The 18,759-nt window shown below is 51.7% G+C and carries 19 protein-coding genes and 2 pseudogenes; 5 read left to right on the top strand and 16 right to left on the bottom strand.

What is annotated here, in order from left to right; genetic code table 11:
• Positions 1–74: 74 nt before the first annotated feature.
• The 4 genes from N438_RS01135 to N438_RS01120 form a co-directional block, all read right to left on the bottom strand.
• A complete protein-coding gene (locus N438_RS01135) occupies positions 75–611 on the bottom strand; it encodes a GNAT family protein (RefSeq protein WP_004151178.1) in 537 nt (178 codons plus the stop codon).
• Positions 612–686: 75 nt separating this feature from the next.
• Positions 687–3,803, bottom strand: a complete 3,117-nt coding sequence (kexD, locus tag N438_RS01130) for a multidrug efflux RND transporter permease subunit KexD (RefSeq protein WP_116696026.1) — start codon at positions 3,801–3,803, stop codon at positions 687–689.
• Between the two features lie 37 nt (positions 3,804–3,840).
• Entirely contained in the window at positions 3,841–4,725 is an 885-nt protein-coding gene (locus N438_RS01125) for an ABC transporter six-transmembrane domain-containing protein (protein ID WP_116696025.1), read from the bottom strand.
• A 183-nt stretch (positions 4,726–4,908) separates the two neighbouring features.
• A complete protein-coding gene (locus tag N438_RS01120) occupies positions 4,909–5,298 on the bottom strand; it encodes a transporter (RefSeq protein WP_004184323.1) in 390 nt (129 codons plus the stop codon).
• Positions 5,299–5,580: 282 nt separating this feature from the next.
• Here N438_RS01120 and N438_RS01115 point away from each other — a divergent pair, with 282 nt between their 5' ends.
• Both N438_RS01115 and ccrB read left to right on the top strand, forming a co-directional pair.
• Complete coding sequence (locus tag N438_RS01115) at positions 5,581–6,285, top strand: response regulator (protein WP_032738865.1); 705 nt, start codon at positions 5,581–5,583, stop codon at positions 6,283–6,285.
• The gene (ccrB, locus tag N438_RS01110) at positions 6,282–7,343 is read left to right on the top strand and encodes a HAMP domain-containing histidine kinase CrrB (protein WP_023322780.1); all 1,062 of its coding nucleotides are present in this window, start codon (positions 6,282–6,284) and stop codon (positions 7,341–7,343) included. Before N438_RS01115 ends, ccrB begins: the two co-directional genes overlap by 4 nt.
• Here the strand turns inward: ccrB and N438_RS01105 are convergent.
• The 5 genes and pseudogenes from N438_RS01105 to N438_RS01085 form a co-directional block, all read right to left on the bottom strand.
• A pseudogene (locus tag N438_RS01105) lies at positions 7,340–8,273 on the bottom strand (ATP-grasp fold amidoligase family protein). The gene ccrB and the pseudogene N438_RS01105 sit on opposite strands and share 4 nt — an antisense overlap.
• Before the next feature lie 236 nt (positions 8,274–8,509).
• Positions 8,510–9,547: a S66 peptidase family protein gene (locus tag N438_RS01100; protein ID WP_060619636.1), complete on the bottom strand. Its 1,038-nt coding sequence runs from the start codon at positions 9,545–9,547 to the stop codon at positions 8,510–8,512.
• 178 nt (positions 9,548–9,725) lie between these two features.
• The gene (locus N438_RS01095) at positions 9,726–10,088 is read right to left on the bottom strand and encodes a TonB family protein (protein ID WP_038422683.1); all 363 of its coding nucleotides are present in this window, start codon (positions 10,086–10,088) and stop codon (positions 9,726–9,728) included.
• A gap of 225 nt (positions 10,089–10,313) precedes the next feature.
• Positions 10,314–10,799: pseudogene (locus tag N438_RS01090) on the bottom strand (dihydrodipicolinate synthase family protein); the annotation flags it as partial.
• A gap of 32 nt (positions 10,800–10,831) precedes the next feature.
• Positions 10,832–11,527 carry a B3/4 domain-containing protein gene (locus tag N438_RS01085; RefSeq protein WP_012967971.1) on the bottom strand — a complete coding sequence of 232 codons (696 nt, stop codon included), beginning with the start codon at positions 11,525–11,527 and terminating at the stop codon, positions 10,832–10,834.
• A 43-nt stretch (positions 11,528–11,570) separates the two neighbouring features.
• On the opposite strand from N438_RS01085, the gene N438_RS01080 reads away from it, so the two are divergent.
• The 3 genes from N438_RS01080 to N438_RS01070 all read left to right on the top strand — a co-directional run bounded on the left by N438_RS01080 (position 11,571) and on the right by N438_RS01070 (position 13,241).
• A complete protein-coding gene (locus tag N438_RS01080; protein ID WP_038422685.1) occupies positions 11,571–12,173 on the top strand; it encodes an XRE family transcriptional regulator in 603 nt (200 codons plus the stop codon).
• A 62-nt stretch (positions 12,174–12,235) separates the two neighbouring features.
• Positions 12,236–12,697, top strand: coding sequence for a GNAT family N-acetyltransferase (locus tag N438_RS01075; RefSeq protein ID WP_038422686.1), 462 nt, complete (start codon positions 12,236–12,238; stop codon positions 12,695–12,697).
• Positions 12,698–12,722: 25 nt separating this feature from the next.
• Positions 12,723–13,241: an N-acetyltransferase gene (locus N438_RS01070; protein WP_023297784.1), complete on the top strand. Its 519-nt coding sequence runs from the start codon at positions 12,723–12,725 to the stop codon at positions 13,239–13,241.
• 265 nt (positions 13,242–13,506) lie between these two features.
• Here N438_RS01070 and ccmI read toward each other — a convergent pair whose 3' ends face one another.
• From ccmI to N438_RS01035, 7 genes are read right to left on the bottom strand one after another with little or no spacing between them, the layout of a single operon-like run.
• Positions 13,507–14,349: a c-type cytochrome biogenesis protein CcmI gene (gene ccmI, locus N438_RS28490; protein ID WP_116696024.1), complete on the bottom strand. Its 843-nt coding sequence runs from the start codon at positions 14,347–14,349 to the stop codon at positions 13,507–13,509.
• Positions 14,346–14,792 carry a cytochrome c-type biogenesis protein gene (locus N438_RS01060; RefSeq protein ID WP_014599186.1) on the bottom strand — a complete coding sequence of 149 codons (447 nt, stop codon included), beginning with the start codon at positions 14,790–14,792 and terminating at the stop codon, positions 14,346–14,348. Before N438_RS01060 ends, ccmI begins: the two co-directional genes overlap by 4 nt.
• An 11-nt stretch (positions 14,793–14,803) precedes the next feature.
• Positions 14,804–15,358, bottom strand: coding sequence for a DsbE family thiol:disulfide interchange protein (locus N438_RS01055; protein ID WP_008804532.1), 555 nt, complete (start codon positions 15,356–15,358; stop codon positions 14,804–14,806).
• The gene (locus N438_RS01050) at positions 15,355–17,307 is read right to left on the bottom strand and encodes a heme lyase CcmF/NrfE family subunit (protein ID WP_072125885.1); all 1,953 of its coding nucleotides are present in this window, start codon (positions 17,305–17,307) and stop codon (positions 15,355–15,357) included. Before N438_RS01050 ends, N438_RS01055 begins: the two co-directional genes overlap by 4 nt.
• A complete protein-coding gene (gene ccmE, locus N438_RS01045; RefSeq protein ID WP_004143391.1) occupies positions 17,304–17,762 on the bottom strand; it encodes a cytochrome c maturation protein CcmE in 459 nt (152 codons plus the stop codon). The genes N438_RS01050 and ccmE overlap by 4 nt, the downstream gene beginning before the upstream one ends.
• On the bottom strand, positions 17,746–17,976 hold the full coding sequence (gene ccmD / locus N438_RS01040) for a heme exporter protein CcmD (RefSeq protein WP_002908220.1): 231 nt from the start codon (positions 17,974–17,976) through the stop codon (positions 17,746–17,748). The genes ccmE and ccmD overlap by 17 nt, the downstream gene beginning before the upstream one ends.
• Positions 17,973–18,710: a heme ABC transporter permease gene (locus tag N438_RS01035; RefSeq protein ID WP_008804529.1), complete on the bottom strand. Its 738-nt coding sequence runs from the start codon at positions 18,708–18,710 to the stop codon at positions 17,973–17,975. The genes ccmD and N438_RS01035 overlap by 4 nt, the downstream gene beginning before the upstream one ends.
• Between the last annotated feature and the right edge of the window lie 49 nt (positions 18,711–18,759).

The raw sequence follows: 18,759 nt of genomic DNA, 5'->3' as shown, positions 1-18,759 counted from the left end.
TTCTGGCACGGCGCGAACTGTTAACTGAGCCAAAGGTCCGCCATGAGCGAGGAGCGGACATTTTTCTTCGTCCTCTACTTCGTCCATTCTTTATGCAGTAACGCATAGATGTATGTGTCGTCATACCTTGCCTTACCCTCCTCGTTTTCAAAGGAGACAAATTCTTTAAAACATCCTTCACGTCGCATAAGTAGTCGCTCGCATAGTTTTTGAGAGGAGTAATTATAATCTTCCACCCAGGCATACAAACGTCTGGCGCCTTTTACTTTAAATAAATAATCAAACAGTGCAGCAACTGACTCGCTTGCATATCCCTGATGTTCAAAACGTTGATTAAAATGCCAGCCTACTGACCAGGTATTGCTGTCTGGCTCGTTGCTATTGTCCGCAAAAAGATGTCCGATTAACGTATCGGTTTCATTTAGACAAACGGCAAACTGTGTTGGGTCAGAGGCTCGTTTAGCCACGTCGACCTCTGCCTCAGCGAGTGAATGTAACTTTTCATCCTTAAAGCAAGGAGTACGTGGTGAAGAGAGGTAATCGAAAAGAGCTGCCGCATCCTCTTCCTTAAAATGGCGAATGATTAATCTTTGAGTGGTAATGATGGTCATAATGTCCTTGATAATGTAATGCCAGCCAGTTCAGCAAGAAGTCTGCTTTAAACTGGCCGGAACACAGGGCAGAGATTAGCCGTTTCGGCTATTCCCCAGTCTGTATTTTCGCATGCCTGTAAATCGTGTGATCGTCACGAAAAATACCGGAACAAATAAAATGGCCAGTAGCGTTCCGCTAATCATCCCGCCGAATACACCGGTACCAATCGCATGCTGCGTGCTGGCGCTGGCTCCACTGGCAAGCATCAGCGGAACAACACCTAATGTGAAAGCCAGAGAAGTCATCAGAATTGGCCGTAAGCGTAGCTTTGCAGCCGTCAATGTCGCGTCAATAAGGCTCTTTCCTTCTTTCATCAATTGTCTCGCGAACTCGATAATCAGAATCGCATTCTTGGCGGAAAGTCCAATCAGGGTTATCAGACCCACTTTGAAAAAGACGTCATTCGTCATATTTGTAACGGATACGGCCAGCACAGCGCCGAGCAGCCCCAGAGGAACAACGAGCATGACCGCGAAGGGAATGGACCAGCTTTCGTAAAGAGCAGCCAGCACCATGAATACCACCAGTACCGAGAGCACAATAAGACCCGGAAGCTGTGATGCAGACTCTTTTTCCTGTAACGAACTTCCCGCCCACTCACCGGCGAACCCCGGTGGTAAGTGCTTAGCCAGATTGTCCATTGCCGCCATTGCGGTACCTGACGATTTTCCCTGTGCGGAACTCCCGGTTATGCGTATGGCAGGATATCCCTGATAGCGTATCAGTTGCTGCGGTGCTACATTCCACGAAAGCGTCACAAAAGTGGATAATGGAAGCATCTGCCCCAGACGGTTTTTGACAGACAAAGCCAAAAGTTGTTCAGGCTGCATCCGGTATGGCGCATCCGCCTGGACGATAACCTGCTGAACTCGACCATTATTGGTATAGTCATTAACATAATTGGAACCTGCTGCAACCGAGATGGTATGATTTATTTCATCAAACGAAACCCCCATGGCTTCCGCTTTTTCCCTGTCGACATGCAGGGAAAGGCTTGTTCCCTCACCAAGTCCATCAATATAGACATCGGTAAGGTGAGGATTATGATTTGCCTGTACAATAAGCTCATCGGCCGCCTTTTTGAGTGCCTGATAGCCTTTCCCCCCTCTGTCCTGTAAATAATAAGTGAACCCGGATGAGGTTCCCATATCAGAAATAGCCGGAGGCAGCAGACTCATTGTTACGGCGTCCGGCACGTTTGCCATTTGGGACTGAATATGGTCAGCTTCTTCCTGTGCCGTGGTTCCTTTGCGTTGTTTCCAGTCCTTGAGGGTGGTGAATGCCATGGCCGAATTTTGGCCTGACCCTGAAAAACCAAATCCCAGAATCATAATGTTACTTTCTACCGCCTGCCGATGGGCGATCTCCTCTTCAAATGTATCGACGACCTTAAGCGTCCGCTGCATCGTGGCATCAGAAGGAAGCTGGATTGAGGACATAAAATAACCCTGATCTTCATCGGGTATAAATGATGATGGTAAGGTGGACAGCCCGGCAAACAATGCCAAACATAATGCAGCGTAGATCATCATCATACGGCCAGTACGCTTCAGTACAAATCCCAGACCAGTGGCGTAAAACGAAGTCAGGCGATGAAAGTGAGCGTTAAACCACGCTGAAAATACGCTGCTTTTACCCTGATGAATACCATGTGGTTTGAGCAGGGTTGCACAAAGCGCAGGCGTTAACGTCAGCGCCAGGAATGCCGACAGTAAAATGGATATCGCCATCGAAATGCTGAACTGTCGATAAATAATACCCACAGAACCGCTGGCAAAGGCCATTGGTATAAACACCGCAGTGAGCACCAGCGTAATACCAATGATTGCCGGCGTAATTTCACGCATCGCTTCTCGCGTTGCATCCTGTGGAGACATTTTTTTGTCTTCCATCAGTCGTTCGACGTTCTCCACCACAACAATAGCATCGTCAACAATAATCCCGATGGCCAGTATCATTCCAAACATGGTTAAAATATTGATGGAATAACCACTTAATAGCATTACGGTAAATGTGCCGAGCAGCGCCACGGGTGCCACAATCGCAGGAATAAGCGTACAGCGTATCTTGTGAAGGAAAAGCAGCATCACGAAAAAGACCAGAACCATGGCTTCAACAAATGTCTCAACTACCTTCAATATCGATAGCTTTACAAATGGAGCCGTATCGAAAGGCACGGTGAATGTCATTCCCTCGGGAAGCACACCGGACAGTTCTGCTAACCGCGCGCGGATACCCGACGCAGTACTAATCGCATTTGCACCAGGAGACAACTGAATGGCGGCTGCCGTTGCAGGCACGCCATTTTCACGGATGCCAAATGCGTAACTTTGCAACCCGGATTCCACGCGGGCAACATCTGCCAGTGTCACCCGGGCGGCTGAGACCTGTGATTTAATCGTGATATTGCGAAATTCTTCAACCGAAGAGAGCTGCCCTTTTACCGTTATTGGATAGGTCACCTCTTGACTGCTCGTCGCGGGTTCATCTCCTGTTCTGCCCGGTGAAACAATCACGTTTTGTTGACTGATGGCGCTTAATACATCCGTAACAGAGAGCCCATAGCTGTGTAATTTCATCGGGTCCAGCCATATGCGGAGTGCCTTTTCTCCGCCAAAAAGCTGGACTTTACCTACACCAGGTACGCGACGGAGTTCATCAGTAACATTCCTTGCAAAATAATCGCTTAAGTCAGCTTCCTGATAGGCTCCGCTTGGCGATTTTAACCCCACCATCATTAAAAAACCGGAATTAGCTGCCTCAACATTTATCCCATTCTGTCTTACCGACTGCGGCAGGCGGGATTCTACAATTTTAATTTGGTTTTGCAGATCCATCTGGGCGAGTTTGATGTCGGTGCCGGGTTTGAAAGTTACCGTAATTGACGCCATCCCTGTCGTGTCACTGGAAGATTCAAAATAGAGTAAATTGTCAACACTCGCAATTTCACGCTCGATCAGAGACACGACGGATGTGTTCATCACTTCCGGGCTGGCTCCAGGGTAACTCACTGAAATGATAATACCGGGTGGCGCAACTTCAGGGTATTGCGCAACCGGTAAACGAGGTATGGACAACAGTCCCGTCAGAACAATAAACAGGGCAATAACCCATGCGAAGATGGGGCGCTCAATGAAAAAGTGCGGCATCAGGTGTACTTCCAGTCAACATACAAAGGGTAAAAGTTCAGCATGGTTTTCCTGATAAAGAGTTCTCATCGTCAGTCGAAACCCGTTTACCGATATCCCTGAGCTGGGAAAATTTCTCAAGAAGTTGTGGTGCGTCATCCAGGCTTGTTGCAAACATCCACATATAGGTCATGACGGAATAAATATGTCCGGCATTAATTCCGGATTCCATGCTCATCCTGATAATGGTCATGGAAAAGAGAGCAGAAACCAGAAGGCCTATTGATAAATATCCCCATGCCTCTCTGTCGGATAACACCACGCGCAGACGGGCAAGTGTGTCATAATGTCGCTTAAGAGCACCAAAAGACGCCTTATTAACATAATCGACCTCTTTCTCAAGGCGATTATTCAGCCGTCTGTAGAATGTCTCATTTTTGCTGGCATAGCTTGAGACAAAACACATCAGTATTGCCACGATGATCAAACAGGCTATACCTGTCCAGAATTCAATCCATAACAGCATAATTGCTGCGCCGAAAAGGGAAATGATCGAGGTGATCAATACGGGCAGGTGCAACTCGAAGAAATCTACAAATTCACGTGATAGAGTGACTCTCGCAGCAATAGTCGAGTGATTAAGTGAATATTTTCGCTGGGATAATACTACAGTCACAGCAAGACTTGCGTAGATACGTGCAAACGTTCGCGTATCGACACTACGTCTGGCGGCTCCCATGCACCACATGAACAGAACCATCAGGCCATAAAGGGCCGCATGTGACGTCTGTCCGCCCAGGATGGCATTTATCGCCATGCCTGCCAGAACGGGGTAGAGCAGGAATGCAACGTTTTCAGCAATAACCAGCATGAAAGTAATACACAATTTCTTTCTGTGCCGCCAGGCAAGTCTCTTAAGTGAGATAGCAACCCCGGGGGCCATAGGTTTGTCGTTGCCTTTATAAATCATGATAAATTATATTAAACATCTGTGTGTAAAGGGTTCTGCAGTTGTTTTATTATTTCAACTAAGTATAACGTGATGATGTCAACCGTGAATGGATGTTTTATGGAGGATATGTGTACTCACTCCTGAGGTTATGTATCATATTGACATTGCATAATATCAAACCATTCTTATACATAAACATAAAGGTAGTCCGCAAAAGAAAACCATTAAAAAAAATTCATAATAAAAAACAAAATCATAGATATCTGGAAAAGTATTCAAAAGCAGATGTAATACAATGATGGTGTGTATAAACAGTAAAACCAGACCGAATGTTATTGCAATGAAGTTTTTAAAAACTCCAGGTTTTTTCTGAATAATAAATGATAATGCTGTAATGATTATCAAAACACGAATCAGTAAAGATGAGGGTAATGTGGATTCTACTTTTTCATTAATTGAATGCACAAGGTAAAGCCAGGTAGATAGCAACCCATATGAAACGATGCAAAATAAAAGTGAGGCCATCAAATTCTCGCGCCGGAAAAAACATTTAGTCAGCACCATAAAACTCCTTAGACAAAGTACATATTGCATGCACCACTTAACCTGGTTGTAGATTATCACTTAGCGATGTTGATTAATTATTTATAAAATGTGTAGTGAATATGGAGAGTGAGTCTGGTAAAATTTTAAGAAAATTTCTTGATGAACTTTTCCAAAAAGTACCTGTCAAAAGACATCAAATTGAAAATTAATGTTTTTAATTGAGTTAAAGAGCTTTAAGCATGACGATAAAAGTGCTTTCAGGGTAAAATGCATGTTGTCATCAGCACTGTGGAAGAAAATATGAACAACAACAATCTGATTATCGTCGCAGAAGACGATGATGACATCGCTGCCATACTGACAGGCTATTTATGTAAGGCAGGTATGAAAACCTTAAGAGCCGAAGACGGTGAGCAGGCAATCAATCTTACCCGTCTGAACAAGCCTGATCTCCTGCTATTGGACATCCACCTGCCCGTGTACGATGGCTGGAATGTTCTCACCACGTTAAGAAAGGAAACGAATGTACCGGTCATCATGGTGACAGCACTGGATCAAGACGTTGATAAACTGATGGGGCTACGGCTCGGGGCTGACGACTATGTGATAAAACCCTTCAATCCATCTGAGGTTATTGCCAGGGTTGAAGCAGTGCTTCGCAGAACCAGACCGGTTGCAGAGTCTACACATTCACGGCCTTTAAGAACGCCTTTTTTAACGATTTATCCTGATGAATTTTACGTTGAAATCACTGCACAAGGTGAGGTTTCCACGCCAGTATTAACCACCACTGAGTTTAAACTTTTAACCTATCTGGCGAGAAACCCGAGAAAAGTCTGTTCACGTGAAGAGTTACTCGATGCGTGTTTACCTGAGGGAGACTCGCTGGATCGTACTGTAGACAGTCATATGAGTAAACTTCGGAAAAAGCTTGAACATGCCGGATTGAGGGGCATTCCGGAAAGCATCCGAGGATTAGGCTACCGGTTGGGTGACAAAAAATGAACAAAGAAACGATTCTGAGCCGTCAGATTTTGACATATATGTTGTTGTTAACGTTTGTTATTATTGCCATTGCAATACTCGGTTCCTACTTATTTTATAGTTTCCTGATTTATTACCTGCCGGGTGGAATGAACGAAGGCAGTGAAGATGCTATGACATTCCTTGACTGGATGTGGATTCTGATGGCGTCCGTTACCAGTCTGGTCGTTGCACTTTTCTTTACCGTAAAGCTGTCTGCAAGAATATTCAACCCACTCAATGACGTCGCATACAGCCTGAAACAAATCTCTCAGGGAAACCTTAGTGCCAGAGCATTTAACAGCAGTTCTAAGTTGGGAGAGATGAATAGGCTCGTCAATGACTTTAATGAGATGGCTGAAAAGTTACAGACGCTGGATGCGCAGCGAAATTTATGGAATGCTGCAATTGCTCATGAACTCCGGACGCCGGTGACTATCTTACGTGGGAGGCTTCAGGGACTGGTTGACGGCGTGTTCGAACCAGAACCGTCGTTATTCAGGAACCTTCTTAAACAAACTGAAGGTCTGACCAACTTAATTGAGGATCTCCGCGTCGTGAGTTCGTCAGGAGGCGCTGGGTACTCCTTGATGCTGAGTGAAGTCGATCTCAAGTCCACGATTTCAAATGCGCTTGATACCTTTTGGCCGGACTTTGATAAAAAGCATTTCAAAATTGTCACTGAGATTAACCATCAGTATTGCGTTTGCGATCCCTTACGCATTATTCAGTGCCTCACCGTTCTTTTTGACAATGCCTTAAAATATTCCACACCACAAACGCTGTTAATAAAGAATGGTATTGCAGGAAACGATAATTTTATTATCGTTCAGGACAAAGGACCTGGAATTCCTGAAGAACTCCAGAAGTCCTTATTCCAGCCTTTTCAGCGAGGAGAATACGCCAAAAATATTAATCCAGAGGGTTGTGGTTTAGGGTTGTCGGTAGTTAAAGCCATTATGTGCGCCCACGGCGGAGACGTTAGCTATAGTTTAACACCAGAAAATGGCTCACTTTTCAAACTCTCATGGCCTGTTTAAGGGCATGAATACACAGGCTCGATCGAACCTGTTTTAGCAAGAGAGATCCCACATACTGCCGAGTTTTGCGTCCCAAATTGATGGGGTGATTTTAAGTTTTCCTCTTTTGGGGCTTAATGTTATTTCGCTGAAATAGATGTCATCTCCTTTTAGCATAAGATCGACGCGGCAGTAGTCTATTTCTTTTGCTAAGTCCTGGGCGGCAATAACGGATTTATGAAATGATTCGGGTTCATCAACCGGCAATGGCGTGTTTGGGTACTCCATCTGAAAGGGTTGTAAATTCCACGCTCTGTCATAAACGTTAATGAATTCGTTTCCATCGCTGTCAGTAAAGTCGGCCTCGATAAAACATGCCACACCGTGAAAGCAATGTATTCTTATCATTTCCGGAGTTATATTTCGGTGTTTACTGGAAAATAGATCCAGATACATTTCGCATAGGATCACGGGTGGTATGTTTTTATACTGCCATTCTCGGGTCGTATAATACATATTCTTTTTAAGAGATAGTTTTAATTTGCTTTTAACCTTAGCGGGATCAATATTCGTTTTATCCGTGCATATGACCGCGCTACCACTATCATGATTGCATTTCAAAACAAATTTTGAGGGAAGTTTGTCGAAATCAATATCATCAACTCTGTTATAAACACCTACTAAAGGAATAAGCTTAATTAAATTAGTCCGTTTCTCAACATACTGCCTGACCAGAAGTTTATCAGCAAGCAATGTATAAAATGGGTTGTGGATAAATAAAATGCGATGGCAAATTTTCTCATTAAGCGTTACAGGGTTGAGTAAATCCGGATATGTGCCAGATATTTCTCTTAACCTGTCTGCATGAAATGAAATGTCATTAGTCAAAATTGTTCTGCATTTTCTCAACAAATATTCAATGTATTTGATTTGATAGTTTATTTTGTTCATAACGCCTCCGATTCAGAAAGGAAATTCTGACAGAGGTTTGTTGATTTATTTTTTGCAAATTATGGAGAGTATATGGACCGACTTGCTTCTTTATTAAAAGAAATTAATCCGGACCATTGTCCGCGCCTTGCACGAATCGGAAAAGTTAACTGCACTGAAGATCCGCTCTGAACGAAGAGCGGATCTTCAGTGCAAAAGAACAGCAAGGCCCGCCTTTGTGATTAATACTGCCTTATCTACAACTGCTGAGTTACCCAGCTACCATTTTCAGCGAAAAATACCGTCGCATCGGCTCCATTGACCAGGGATATTTGAGGAGGTATGTGGCCAATATCAACATCATAGAGTACGGGCACGGCAATATTCTCTAAAGCGGCTTTAAGGGCATCCAGATAATTATGTTTAGTCGGGTCGCTTACGTCGGGTGCAGCACTTCTGCCGATAAGAACACCATTTAAGTTATCAAACCAACCCTGTAATCGTAAGCTAAATAATGCGCGTGTTAATTCACAGGGAGCCATCTCCACATTTTCAAAATAGAGGATTATTCCTTGAGGGCTATTGCTCGCCTTGAACAAGGGCACATTCCCGAATGGTGTACCTGCTAACCTGGATATTATTTCGAGGCAGCCGCCGATCAGTTTCCCGCTAAATGTCAGAGAAGATGTAACACCATCAAGGCGTTTCCACTGTGTTTTTTGGGTCAGATTGAAACCTCCGTCTGACGCTGTTCCCCATTGATTTTCATCCGCTTGAAATGCTGTTGAAGAGTACTGTTTGATTACAGTTCCCCGATTCGATTCCAGAATTTCCCATACGGCCTGAGTGGTGGCATCTAACTTTTGAGCGCCAAGATCCATGAGGTTCGGCCCATGCAAAGTAGCCCAGCCCGATATCGTCGTCAGTGGGAAATGAAGTGTACTAAGATCTGAAAAGCCCACAAACCATTTTGGTTTAGACCGGGACAACAGATCAAAATCAATCAAATCAAGTAATTCCATCGCCAGATCACCGCCCCAAGGTGGCATAACAGCTTTTATATCTGGGTCAGTAAGATAAGACATTAATTCTTCAACGCGAGAAAATTTAGTGGCGCTTTTATTTTTGTGCTGCGAGCGTAAGCAGCGCCCTTCGCGGACTTGGTAACCTCTTTCCTTTAGGTTTTTTATGGCGAGTTCCAGTCTGGGATGCAGATGTTCAGGTACGCCAGAAGAGGGAGCGGTTACACCAATAACATCTCCTGGAACCAGCCTGGGTGGAAAGAGGACACTCATGGATAAATCCTTTTCAGAACATATAGAATTCCATAATCCATAATTAAAGCCAGGATGTAAAATTAACAGGCGAACACTCCGCTTGTTTTTTCTATGAGCCTTTAAAAGGTCTGCTCATGGCACCCAAGGGACTTTACCGGCGTAGATGATGCGTCAGGCAACTAATCCTCAAAAGTGCTTACTGCTTATTCGCGGGACCGCCGGCTGATTTGGGTTGGATCATGACGACTACTCTTTTAGCTATTCCCGGTTTCCCCTTTTCAAAGCGCCATTTACTCATCATTTTCTCGATGATTTTATGTTCAAACTCCGGAGTCGTTGTCGATTCCAGTATCTTAACATTCTGAACTCTGCCATCTGAATCAACATCATACTGAATCCGCAGAGCATTCGGCAGGAGGTTTCCGTTCTTATCATGAGTGGTAATTGCTGCATTTGCAGAGGAAATGCTGCCTGAAGGTGTGCTGGCGCTGGCCGGTATACCGGCGCAGAGTGCCAGGAACAATGGCAGAATCAGGGTGAATAGTCTGATAGCTTGCATAAATCGTCCGAATTCCAAAATTAACCATGAATCTTCACGTTACCAACGGCGCGAGTGACAGGCTACCAGATGAAATGATCAGTGAATACCGCGTCTTCAGCGGCAATCCCTTTGACCTCCTTACCAGGCGCTTCGTACCACACCCATTCCCGGGGTCGTTTCGCTATCAGGACTAGTGGGAGCTGAGCGAGTGTATCAATGATTCCTTTGCCAGCTGTCAGCTACGCTGTCCGGCTCGTCAGGGAACATGACCGAGCTAACACCCTTAAGTGATGAGAGACGACCATGGAGTTCGTCCGTAAAGGTAAAATGCGTCGTGCCCGGATTATCAGAGATACACACTGATACAGACAGGTGCCGGGTAACGGCCTCGAAGCGTGAGAAGACTTCGTCGTCACGGAGTGACTGGTAGCTGACCGCCGGGAGTAACAGGACATTCGCGCCAGCTGCCTGGGCATCATCAGCCAGATGTAGAATGGCGTCGATACGGACCGATCCCACACAGACCATAACCGGGATGTCCCCGGCATGCTGTTTTGCCAGAGTGGCTACGCGCTTGCGCTGCTCCCGGGTCAGATAGGCGTAGCGTGCGGTTGACCCCAGGATGCCCATAGAGTCAACCCGAGCATCTGTACGGCGGGAAAGCATATGGCTGAACCCCTTTTCATCCACGCCGCTGGCGGCTATTGGGGTTAATGGAAACGCCGATAACCGCTAAACATACCTGTTTCTCCTGAAGGATATTACTGCTGTTGTTCTTCGATGAGAGCAACGTCAAACCACAGGCCGGGCATCATTTTTTCCAGGCCGTCGGTCAGCATCTTCCCGGCTTCGTGCAGTTTTTCCAGCGGCATCTGCGGCAGGCTTTCCAGAATGAACCACATTTGCTGAGCGTCCACGCCCAGACGGGTTCTGATCCCCTGTCGCCAGTTCCAGCGGCGGCAGGTCACGCCGGTGTCATCACACCAGATAACCTCTCCTTGTGAAGGATATTCAACGGCCGTTTCACCCTCTTTGACGGTATCAAAAGGCTCTGTTCCGTTTGCCACAGCCAGACGTGGTGAACCCTGATAGGCAGAGATATTCTCCCCACCAACCGGTACGGCGTAGCGGAGACTCACGGCGTTATAAAGATCAACGATGGGATCGAGCGCGGGCATCGTTCCGTCACGTAATACGCGCTTACGTAACGCATCAGCTGAGCAAGGGGTGCGTTTAGGTTTAGCACCAAACTTTTGAAAAACGTCGGCCCAGGCTGCCAGATGAGATCCCGCCCATTCCGGTTCGCCGGCCAGAACGGCTTCACAGGCTTCCCGCAGCGCGATTTCTCCAGCGTCGGGATGAAGCACTGGCGCAGCTTTTACGCAGATACTGAGTGCCCGAAAACCTGGGGCAATACGATAAATTTCAGGGGCAATTGACGGAGAGACGGTTAACACGTGATAATCCTTTAATGACTAATTTATTCTATGATAATGACCGATGACCAAAAAAGTCAATTTAATGACCGATGCAAATGCTATCGTCAACACGGTGAATGAAGCCGTATCTCAGCGAATTAAACAGTATCGTAAGCAAAAGAAAATCTCCCTCGATGAACTCTCCCGTCGAGCCGGCGTCAGCAAGGGAGCGCTGGTTGAGATAGAAGGATGCCGGGCCAATCCCAGCATTGCTCTGTTATGCCGCCTGGCTACCGCGATGGGGGTTTCGGTGGCTGATTTTGTGGATGTCAGTTCCAAACCGACTGTGCATCTCATTGCTGAAGATGAGATCCCAGAATTGTGGGAAGGTGAAAAAGGCGGGAGAGCAAGACTGCTCGCAGGGTCGGGTGGGCCTGATATGACCGAGCTCTGGATGTGGGAAATGCAGCCGGGGGAAAAGTTTGCTTCACCGGGCCATACGGAAGGAACGCTTGAACTGTTTTATGTTCAGTCGGGCACGCTCACATTGGGGGTAAAGGACCATTTGTATCGGGTAAAAACCGGCTGTTCGGCAACGGCCAGAACGGACGTTCCTCATTTCTACGAAAACCAGGGGGAGAGCCCGCTGGTATTTATCATGACAGTACATGAGAAAGCATCCTGAGTGGTTGCCCGGTATGCCTGTAGGGCTTGTCTCATCAAAGCAAGTTTGCAAGGAGTCGTTTAGTGGATAATCAGCATCTGCGTTTTACCCAAGGCCAGTTTACTGTCACAACCGATCCCGCCTTTTTTCAGCTGGAAGCCATTCACGATTACCTCTCGCAATCGTCCTGGGCGCCTGGCATTGATGCTGAAACGGTCAGAATATCAATCCAGAACAGCCTTTGTTTTGCGCTTCTGGATGGAACAAGACAAATCGGCTTCGCCCGTCTGGTCACCGACTATGCCACTTTTGGTTATTTGTGCGACGTCTACGTGCTGAACGAGTATCAGAAAAGTGGTCTTGGTCGTTGGCTGATTGAATGCTGTCACGCCCATCCCGTGATGTCACGCCTGCGACGGATAATGCTGGTAACCTCTAGCGCGCCCTGGCTCTACCAGAAGCTGGGGTATAACCCATTGAACCAACCAGATTTTGTCTGGCAAATCAATCGACCCGATATTTATCGTCAACCCGGGCAAAAGTAAGACTATTTTTTGAGAGTAATGATAAATGTTAATCCGTAGGGCCCGTCCCTCTGATGCAGAAGAGCTTGCCATTTTAGCCGAACGCACCTTTAGAAAAACGTTTGAGGCGGGTAATACTCAGAAGGATATGGAGCTTCACTGCCAGGCAAGTTATTCAACAGATACTCAGTTGCAAGAAATCCTCAGAGAAGACTGGATTACATTAGTCTGCGAATACGAAAGCAAACTGATAGGGTATGCCCAACTGAGGTGGGAAGCATTTCCTCCCTGTGTAAATAGCATTCACGCCGGGGAAATCCTGTGTCTGTATATCGATGAACCTTATCATGGCAAAGGTTTTGCACAAGCGCTGATACACAAGTGCTTTGCTGAATTTGCGGCACAGGGATCGGATATTGTCTGGTTAGGTGTCTGGGAACATAACCCAAGGGCAATCTCTTTTTACCGTAAGCTTGGGTTTACCGAGGTGGGTGAACATATCTTCCAGGTTGGGACAGATCCCCAGAGAGATATCATTATGAAACGCTCAACGGGTGTTAGCTGAACAAACATTACGACGTCCGCTCTGGCACACAGCAGGCGTGATCGACACCAGGAGACGTAACGCGCTAGCGGCTAAGCGTAGCGCCGACTCGGAAAATCCCGGATGGCGGCGCGTGGCGCCTTATCCGGGCTACGCGGTTGTGCCACTCTTGTGCCGTTATTTTGCCGGGTGGCGGCTGCGCCTGACCCGGCCTACAAAAACAGGGCCGCCCGTACTCTTCTGGTGGCATGCCCCTGGCCCGCGCCTGCGCAGCGCCGCCGGGCTGTTACTGCGCCTGCTGCTGCGCTTGCGCCAGCTGGCGGACGATCGCCTCGCGCCGCGCATCCCCTTCCGGCAGCCGGGCCAGTAACGCCTGCAGGGCTGCCACGGCTTCGGGGTAATCTTCATTACGCACCGCGCTCAGGGCCAGCATCTCCAGCACCGGCAGGCTGTTCGGCTGCCGCTGATGCAGGTCACGCAGCAGCAACTCGCCCATCCGAACCTGACCGCTATCTCCCGCCCGCACCAGCGCGCTGGCGTAATCGAAAACCGCCGCCGGGTCATCCGCCGCCAGATCATGCGCCCGGCCAAAGGCGCCGATCGCCGTCTCGCCATCGTTCAACAACAGGCCAAGACGCCCAAGCAGCTGCCAGCCGGCGAGGTCGTTCGGGGTATCCTGCAGATGGCTGCGCAGCCCGAGCCGCAGCTCCGCCAGCTCATCCATACGCAGCGGCGCCGCCGTCGGGTCCTTAACCTGCTGCAACAGCGCAGGATAATGCCGTTCAGCCTGCTGCCAGAGCAGCACCTGGCCAATATCGCTGGTTTTCAGATACAGGCCCAGACTCAGAACCACCAGCAGCAGCGCGCCCGGAAGCAGCGCCCAGCGGCTTAGCGGGCGTTCGCCAGGCTGTGCCTGGGGTGGGATATCCGTCAGCAGCGTGCGCTGCAGCTCGACGACCAGCGCCGGGTTGTCCTCGCCGCGCTCCTGCGCCAGCTCCTGCAGACGCGACTGGTACAGGGCGCGGTTGAGGGTATCGCGGTCTACCGCCCCTTTGCCCGGCCACGGGAAGTACAGCAGCCCCAGCGCGCTAGCCAGCAGCAGCGCGACGATAACCACCAACAGGCTCATCGTTCTTTTCCTTCTTTCAATAATGCCGCCAGCCGCTGGCGCTCTTCGGCGCTGAGCGCCGCGTCAGGAATGTCGCGACGACGCGCGCGGGCGATAATCACCCCCGCGCCCGCCAGCACGAACAGCCCCGGCCCCAGCCACAGCAGCACCGTGCCCGCGGTCAGGGGCGGCTCGTAGCTGACAAAATGACCGTAGCGGGCCACCATATAGTCAACGATCTGCCCTTTCGTTTTCCCCTGCTGCATCAGCTCGTACACCTTCTGCCGCATATCAGCGGCAATCATCGCGTTTGAGTCGGCGATGCTGTTGTTCTGGCATTTCGGGCAGCGCAGCTGGGAGGTGATCTCGCGGAAGGCCTGCTCCTGGGCCTCATCCTTAAACTGCCAGGTGTCGATGGCGGCCCACGCCTGGCCGGTCAGCATCAGCGCCAGCAGGATGACCATTGCACATCTCATCAGCCCGCCCTCCGGTTGTATTGATCCCACAGCGGCTGGAGCTCCTCGCGCCACACCCGTTCGTTCAGGTCGCCGGCGTGCCGCCAGCGGATGATGCCCTGACCGTCGATGAGAAACGTCTCCGGCGCGCCATAGACCCCGAGATCCAGGCCAAGCATGCCGTTGCCATCGTACAGGCTCAGCATGTACGGGTTCCCCAGGCGCTGCAGCCAGCTCATCGCCTTCTGCCGATCGTCTTTGTAGTTCATCCCCACCACCCGCACGCCCTGCTGCGCCAGGCCGTTGAGAAACTGATGCTCGGCGCGACAGGTTGGACACCAGGTGGCCCAGACGTTGAGTAGCAACGGCTTGCCGTCAATCAGCGTGCGTCGGTCCAGCGTCTGACCGGGGGTATTCAGCGCTTCAAGGCGAAATTCCGGCAGCGGTTTGCCAATCAGCGCCGACTCGAGGGTCGTCGGGTCATCGCCATCGGCGTTGCGCATCAGTTGCCAGAACAGCGCGGCGGCCAGCGCCAGAAACAGCACCAGCGGGATAAACAGTAGCTTCCGGTTCATGAGGCCTCCTGCAGCTTCTTACGCATCCGGTAGCGCGGGTCGAGCATGCAGCACAGACCGCCGAGGGCCATCAGTACCCCGCCGTACCAGATCCAGCGAACGAACGGTTTATAGTACAGACGCACCGCCCAGCTGCCGTCGTTCAGCTCTTCCCCCAGCGCGGCGTACAGATCGCGGGTCAGCCCGCCGCTGATCGCCGCCTCGGTCATCATCATCCGGCTGGCGGTGTAAAAGCGCTTCTCGGCATACAGCGTCGCTTCCGGGCGGCCGTTGCGGGTCACGGCAATAATGCCTTCGCCGCCGGTCCAGTTGGGGCCGACGATATTGCGCACGCCGTTAAACACAAAGTGATAGTGATGGATATCGATGCTGTCGCCGGGGCGCATCCGTACATCGCGCTCCACGCTGTAGTTCTGGCTGAAGGTGATGCCGATAACGGTCACCGCCACGCCGACGTGGCCGAGCACCATCCCCCACTGGCTGCGGGTCAGAGTGCGCAGGCCGCGCCAGAAGCCGTGGCGATGGGTGGCCCGTTCGTGAACCTCCATCAGGGCGAAGATCAGCACCCACAGGGCCATCATCAGGCCAATGACCGCCATGGCGGTGATACGGTCCTGCAGCAGCCACGGCAGCGCCAGAGAAAGTGACAACGTCACAACCAGGGCGATAATCAGGCGCTTAATCTGCCTGGCGACGTCATCGCGCCGCCAGCGGATGAGCGGTCCCAGCCCCAGCAGCAGCGCAAACGGCGCCATCAGGGCGGTGAACATGGTATTGAAGAACGGCTCGCCAATGGAGATGCTGCCGAGGCCCAGCTCTTTATGCACCAGCGGCAACAACGTCCCGAGGAGCACCACCAGCATCGCGGCCATCAGCAAGATATTGTTGCCAAGCAGGAACGACTCGCGCGACCACAGCGTATGTTCCACCCGCGCCCGCACCCGGCCGCCCTTCAGGGCGTACAGCAGCAGCGATCCGCCGATGGCGACAATCAGCAGTACCAGAATAAACAGCCCGCGTGACGGATCCGAGGCGAAGGCATGCACCGAGACCAGCACCCCGGAGCGCACCAGGAAGGTGCCCAGCAGACACAGAGAGAAGGCGGCGATGGCCAGCAGCACCGTCCAGGCGCGGAAGCTGCCGCGCTTCTCGGTCACCGCCAGGGAGTGCAGCAGCGCGGTCCCCACCAGCCACGGCATAAACGAGGCGTTTTCCACCGGGTCCCAGAACCACCAGCCGCCCCAGCCCAGTTCGTAATAGGCCCACGCCGAGCCCAGCACGATGCCGAGGGTGAGGAACATCCATGCCGCCTGGGTCCAGGGACGCGACCAGCGCGCCCAGGCAGTATCCAGCCGCCCCGCCAACAGCGAGGCGATGGCAAAGGCGAAAGCCACCGAGAAGCCGACGTAACCCATATAGAGGATCGGCGGATGGAAAATCATGCCGATATCCTGCAGCAGCGGATTGAGGTCGCGGCCATCAATGGGGTACTGCGGCAGACCGCGGCTGAACGGATTGGAGGTGAAGAGGATAAACAGCAGGAACCCAAAGGCGATCATCCCCATCACCGCCAGCACCCGGGCGACGGCGTCGAGCGGCATCCGGCGGCTGAAGATGGCGACGGCGAAGGTCCAGACGCTGAGCAGCAGGACCCACAGCAGCAGCGAGCCCTCGTGCGCCCCCCAGGTCGCCGCCACCCGATACCACACCGGCAGCGCGCTGTTAGAGTTTTCCGCCACGTAGCGGACGGTAAAGTCATTGACCACAAAGGCGTGCACCAGCAGCAGGAAGGCACCGCCGATACAGGCGAACAGCCCGCAGGCCAGCGGCCGCGCCAGGGCCATCAGCCGCCGGTCCTGCCGCGCCGCGCCCCACAGGGGATAGACGCTCAGGAGCAGCGCCAGCCCCGCCGCCAGACACAATAAAAAGTTGCCCAGCTCCGGCATCATGGCTGCGCCCCCGTTTTCTCCGGCGTCATGGCGTTTTTCACCTCCGGCGGCGTGTAATTTTCATCATGTTTGGCCAGCACCTGCTGGGCGGTAATATGCCGCTCGCCGTCCAGTACGCCCTGGGCCACCACGCCCTGACCTTCACGGAACAGGTCCGGCAGAATGCCCTTATAGCTGACGTCCACGACCCCGCGGGCGTCATACAGCTTAAAGCGCACGTCGAGGGTTTGCGGGTCGCGCTGCAGGGAGCCCGGCTGAACGTAGCCCCCCACCCGCAGCCGCTGCCCGGTATGGGGCAGCGCCCGGGTTTCCGTTTTGCCGTAGATAATTTCCCCCGGGGTGTAGAACAGATCGATATTGCTGCTCAGGGCGTACAGCGTCAGGCTGACGGTCAGCCCGAGGCCGGCGAGCACCGCCAGCACGATATACAGCCGGGTTTTACGACGCGCTTGCATCCGCGGCCTCCTTGTCGTGTTCGCGGGCGGCAGCGATCCGCCGCTCGCGCGCCTGCTGGCGTCGTACCTCATGGAACAGCGCCCGCCGCGCCCACAGGGTATGCACCGTCAGCAGGCCAAAGGCGGCGACCGCCACGGCCACCGCCAGCCAGACGTACACGGCATAGCCGCCCATATTCAGGAAGGCGGCGAAAGACGAAAAGGCGGGGCTCATCGGGCAGCTCCTTTATTCACCAGCGCCACCACCCACGGTCGACGGCGCTCCAGCTGCAGGATCAGGTTACGCAGGCGCATCAGGGTCAGCGTGACCGACAGCATGAGGAAGGCAAAGATGCAGATCCGCAGCGGCAGACGCATGCTTGGGTCGATGGTTTGCTGCAGGTTGGTCGAGCCCTGGTGCAGGGTGTTCCACCAGTAGACCGAGTAATGAATGATGGGCAGATTGACCACCCCGACCAGGACGAGGATCCCGGCCGCGCGCCCGGCCAGCCGCCGGTCGTCAAAGGCGTGCCACAGGGCGATGACTCCGGCGTAAAGAAACAGCAGCACCAGCTCTGAGGTCAGGCGGGCGTCCCAGATCCACCAGGTTCCCCACATCGGCTTACCCCATGCCGCGCCGCTGACCAGTGCCACCAGGGTGCAGACCGCCCCCACCGGCGCCAGGGCGGCGATCGCCAGGTCGGCCATTTTGATCTGCCAGACCACCCCGACGAAGGCCGCGACGGCCATCGCCAGGTACAGCCCCATCGACCACATCGCCGCCGGGACGTGAAGGTACATGATCCGATAGCTTTCCCCCTGCTGATAGTCCGCGGGGGCGAAGCCAAAGCCCCACCCCAGGCCGATGACCAGCAACAGCGCGCTCAACGCCGCCAGCCAGGGGATCCAGCATCCGCACAGACGGTACAGCCGCTCGGGGATCGCCAGTTGATGTAACGCTTTCCACATAGACGCTTACTCACACGGTTATGATGGCCGCGCCCGCAGGCGCAGCGAA

This window comes from Klebsiella sp. GL120222-02 (assembly GCF_003097195.1).
GTDB lineage: Bacteria > Pseudomonadota > Gammaproteobacteria > Enterobacterales > Enterobacteriaceae > Klebsiella > Klebsiella variicola.
The sequence above is the reverse complement of the archived record's forward strand: the minus strand, read 5'-3'. Positions and strand labels throughout refer to the sequence as shown.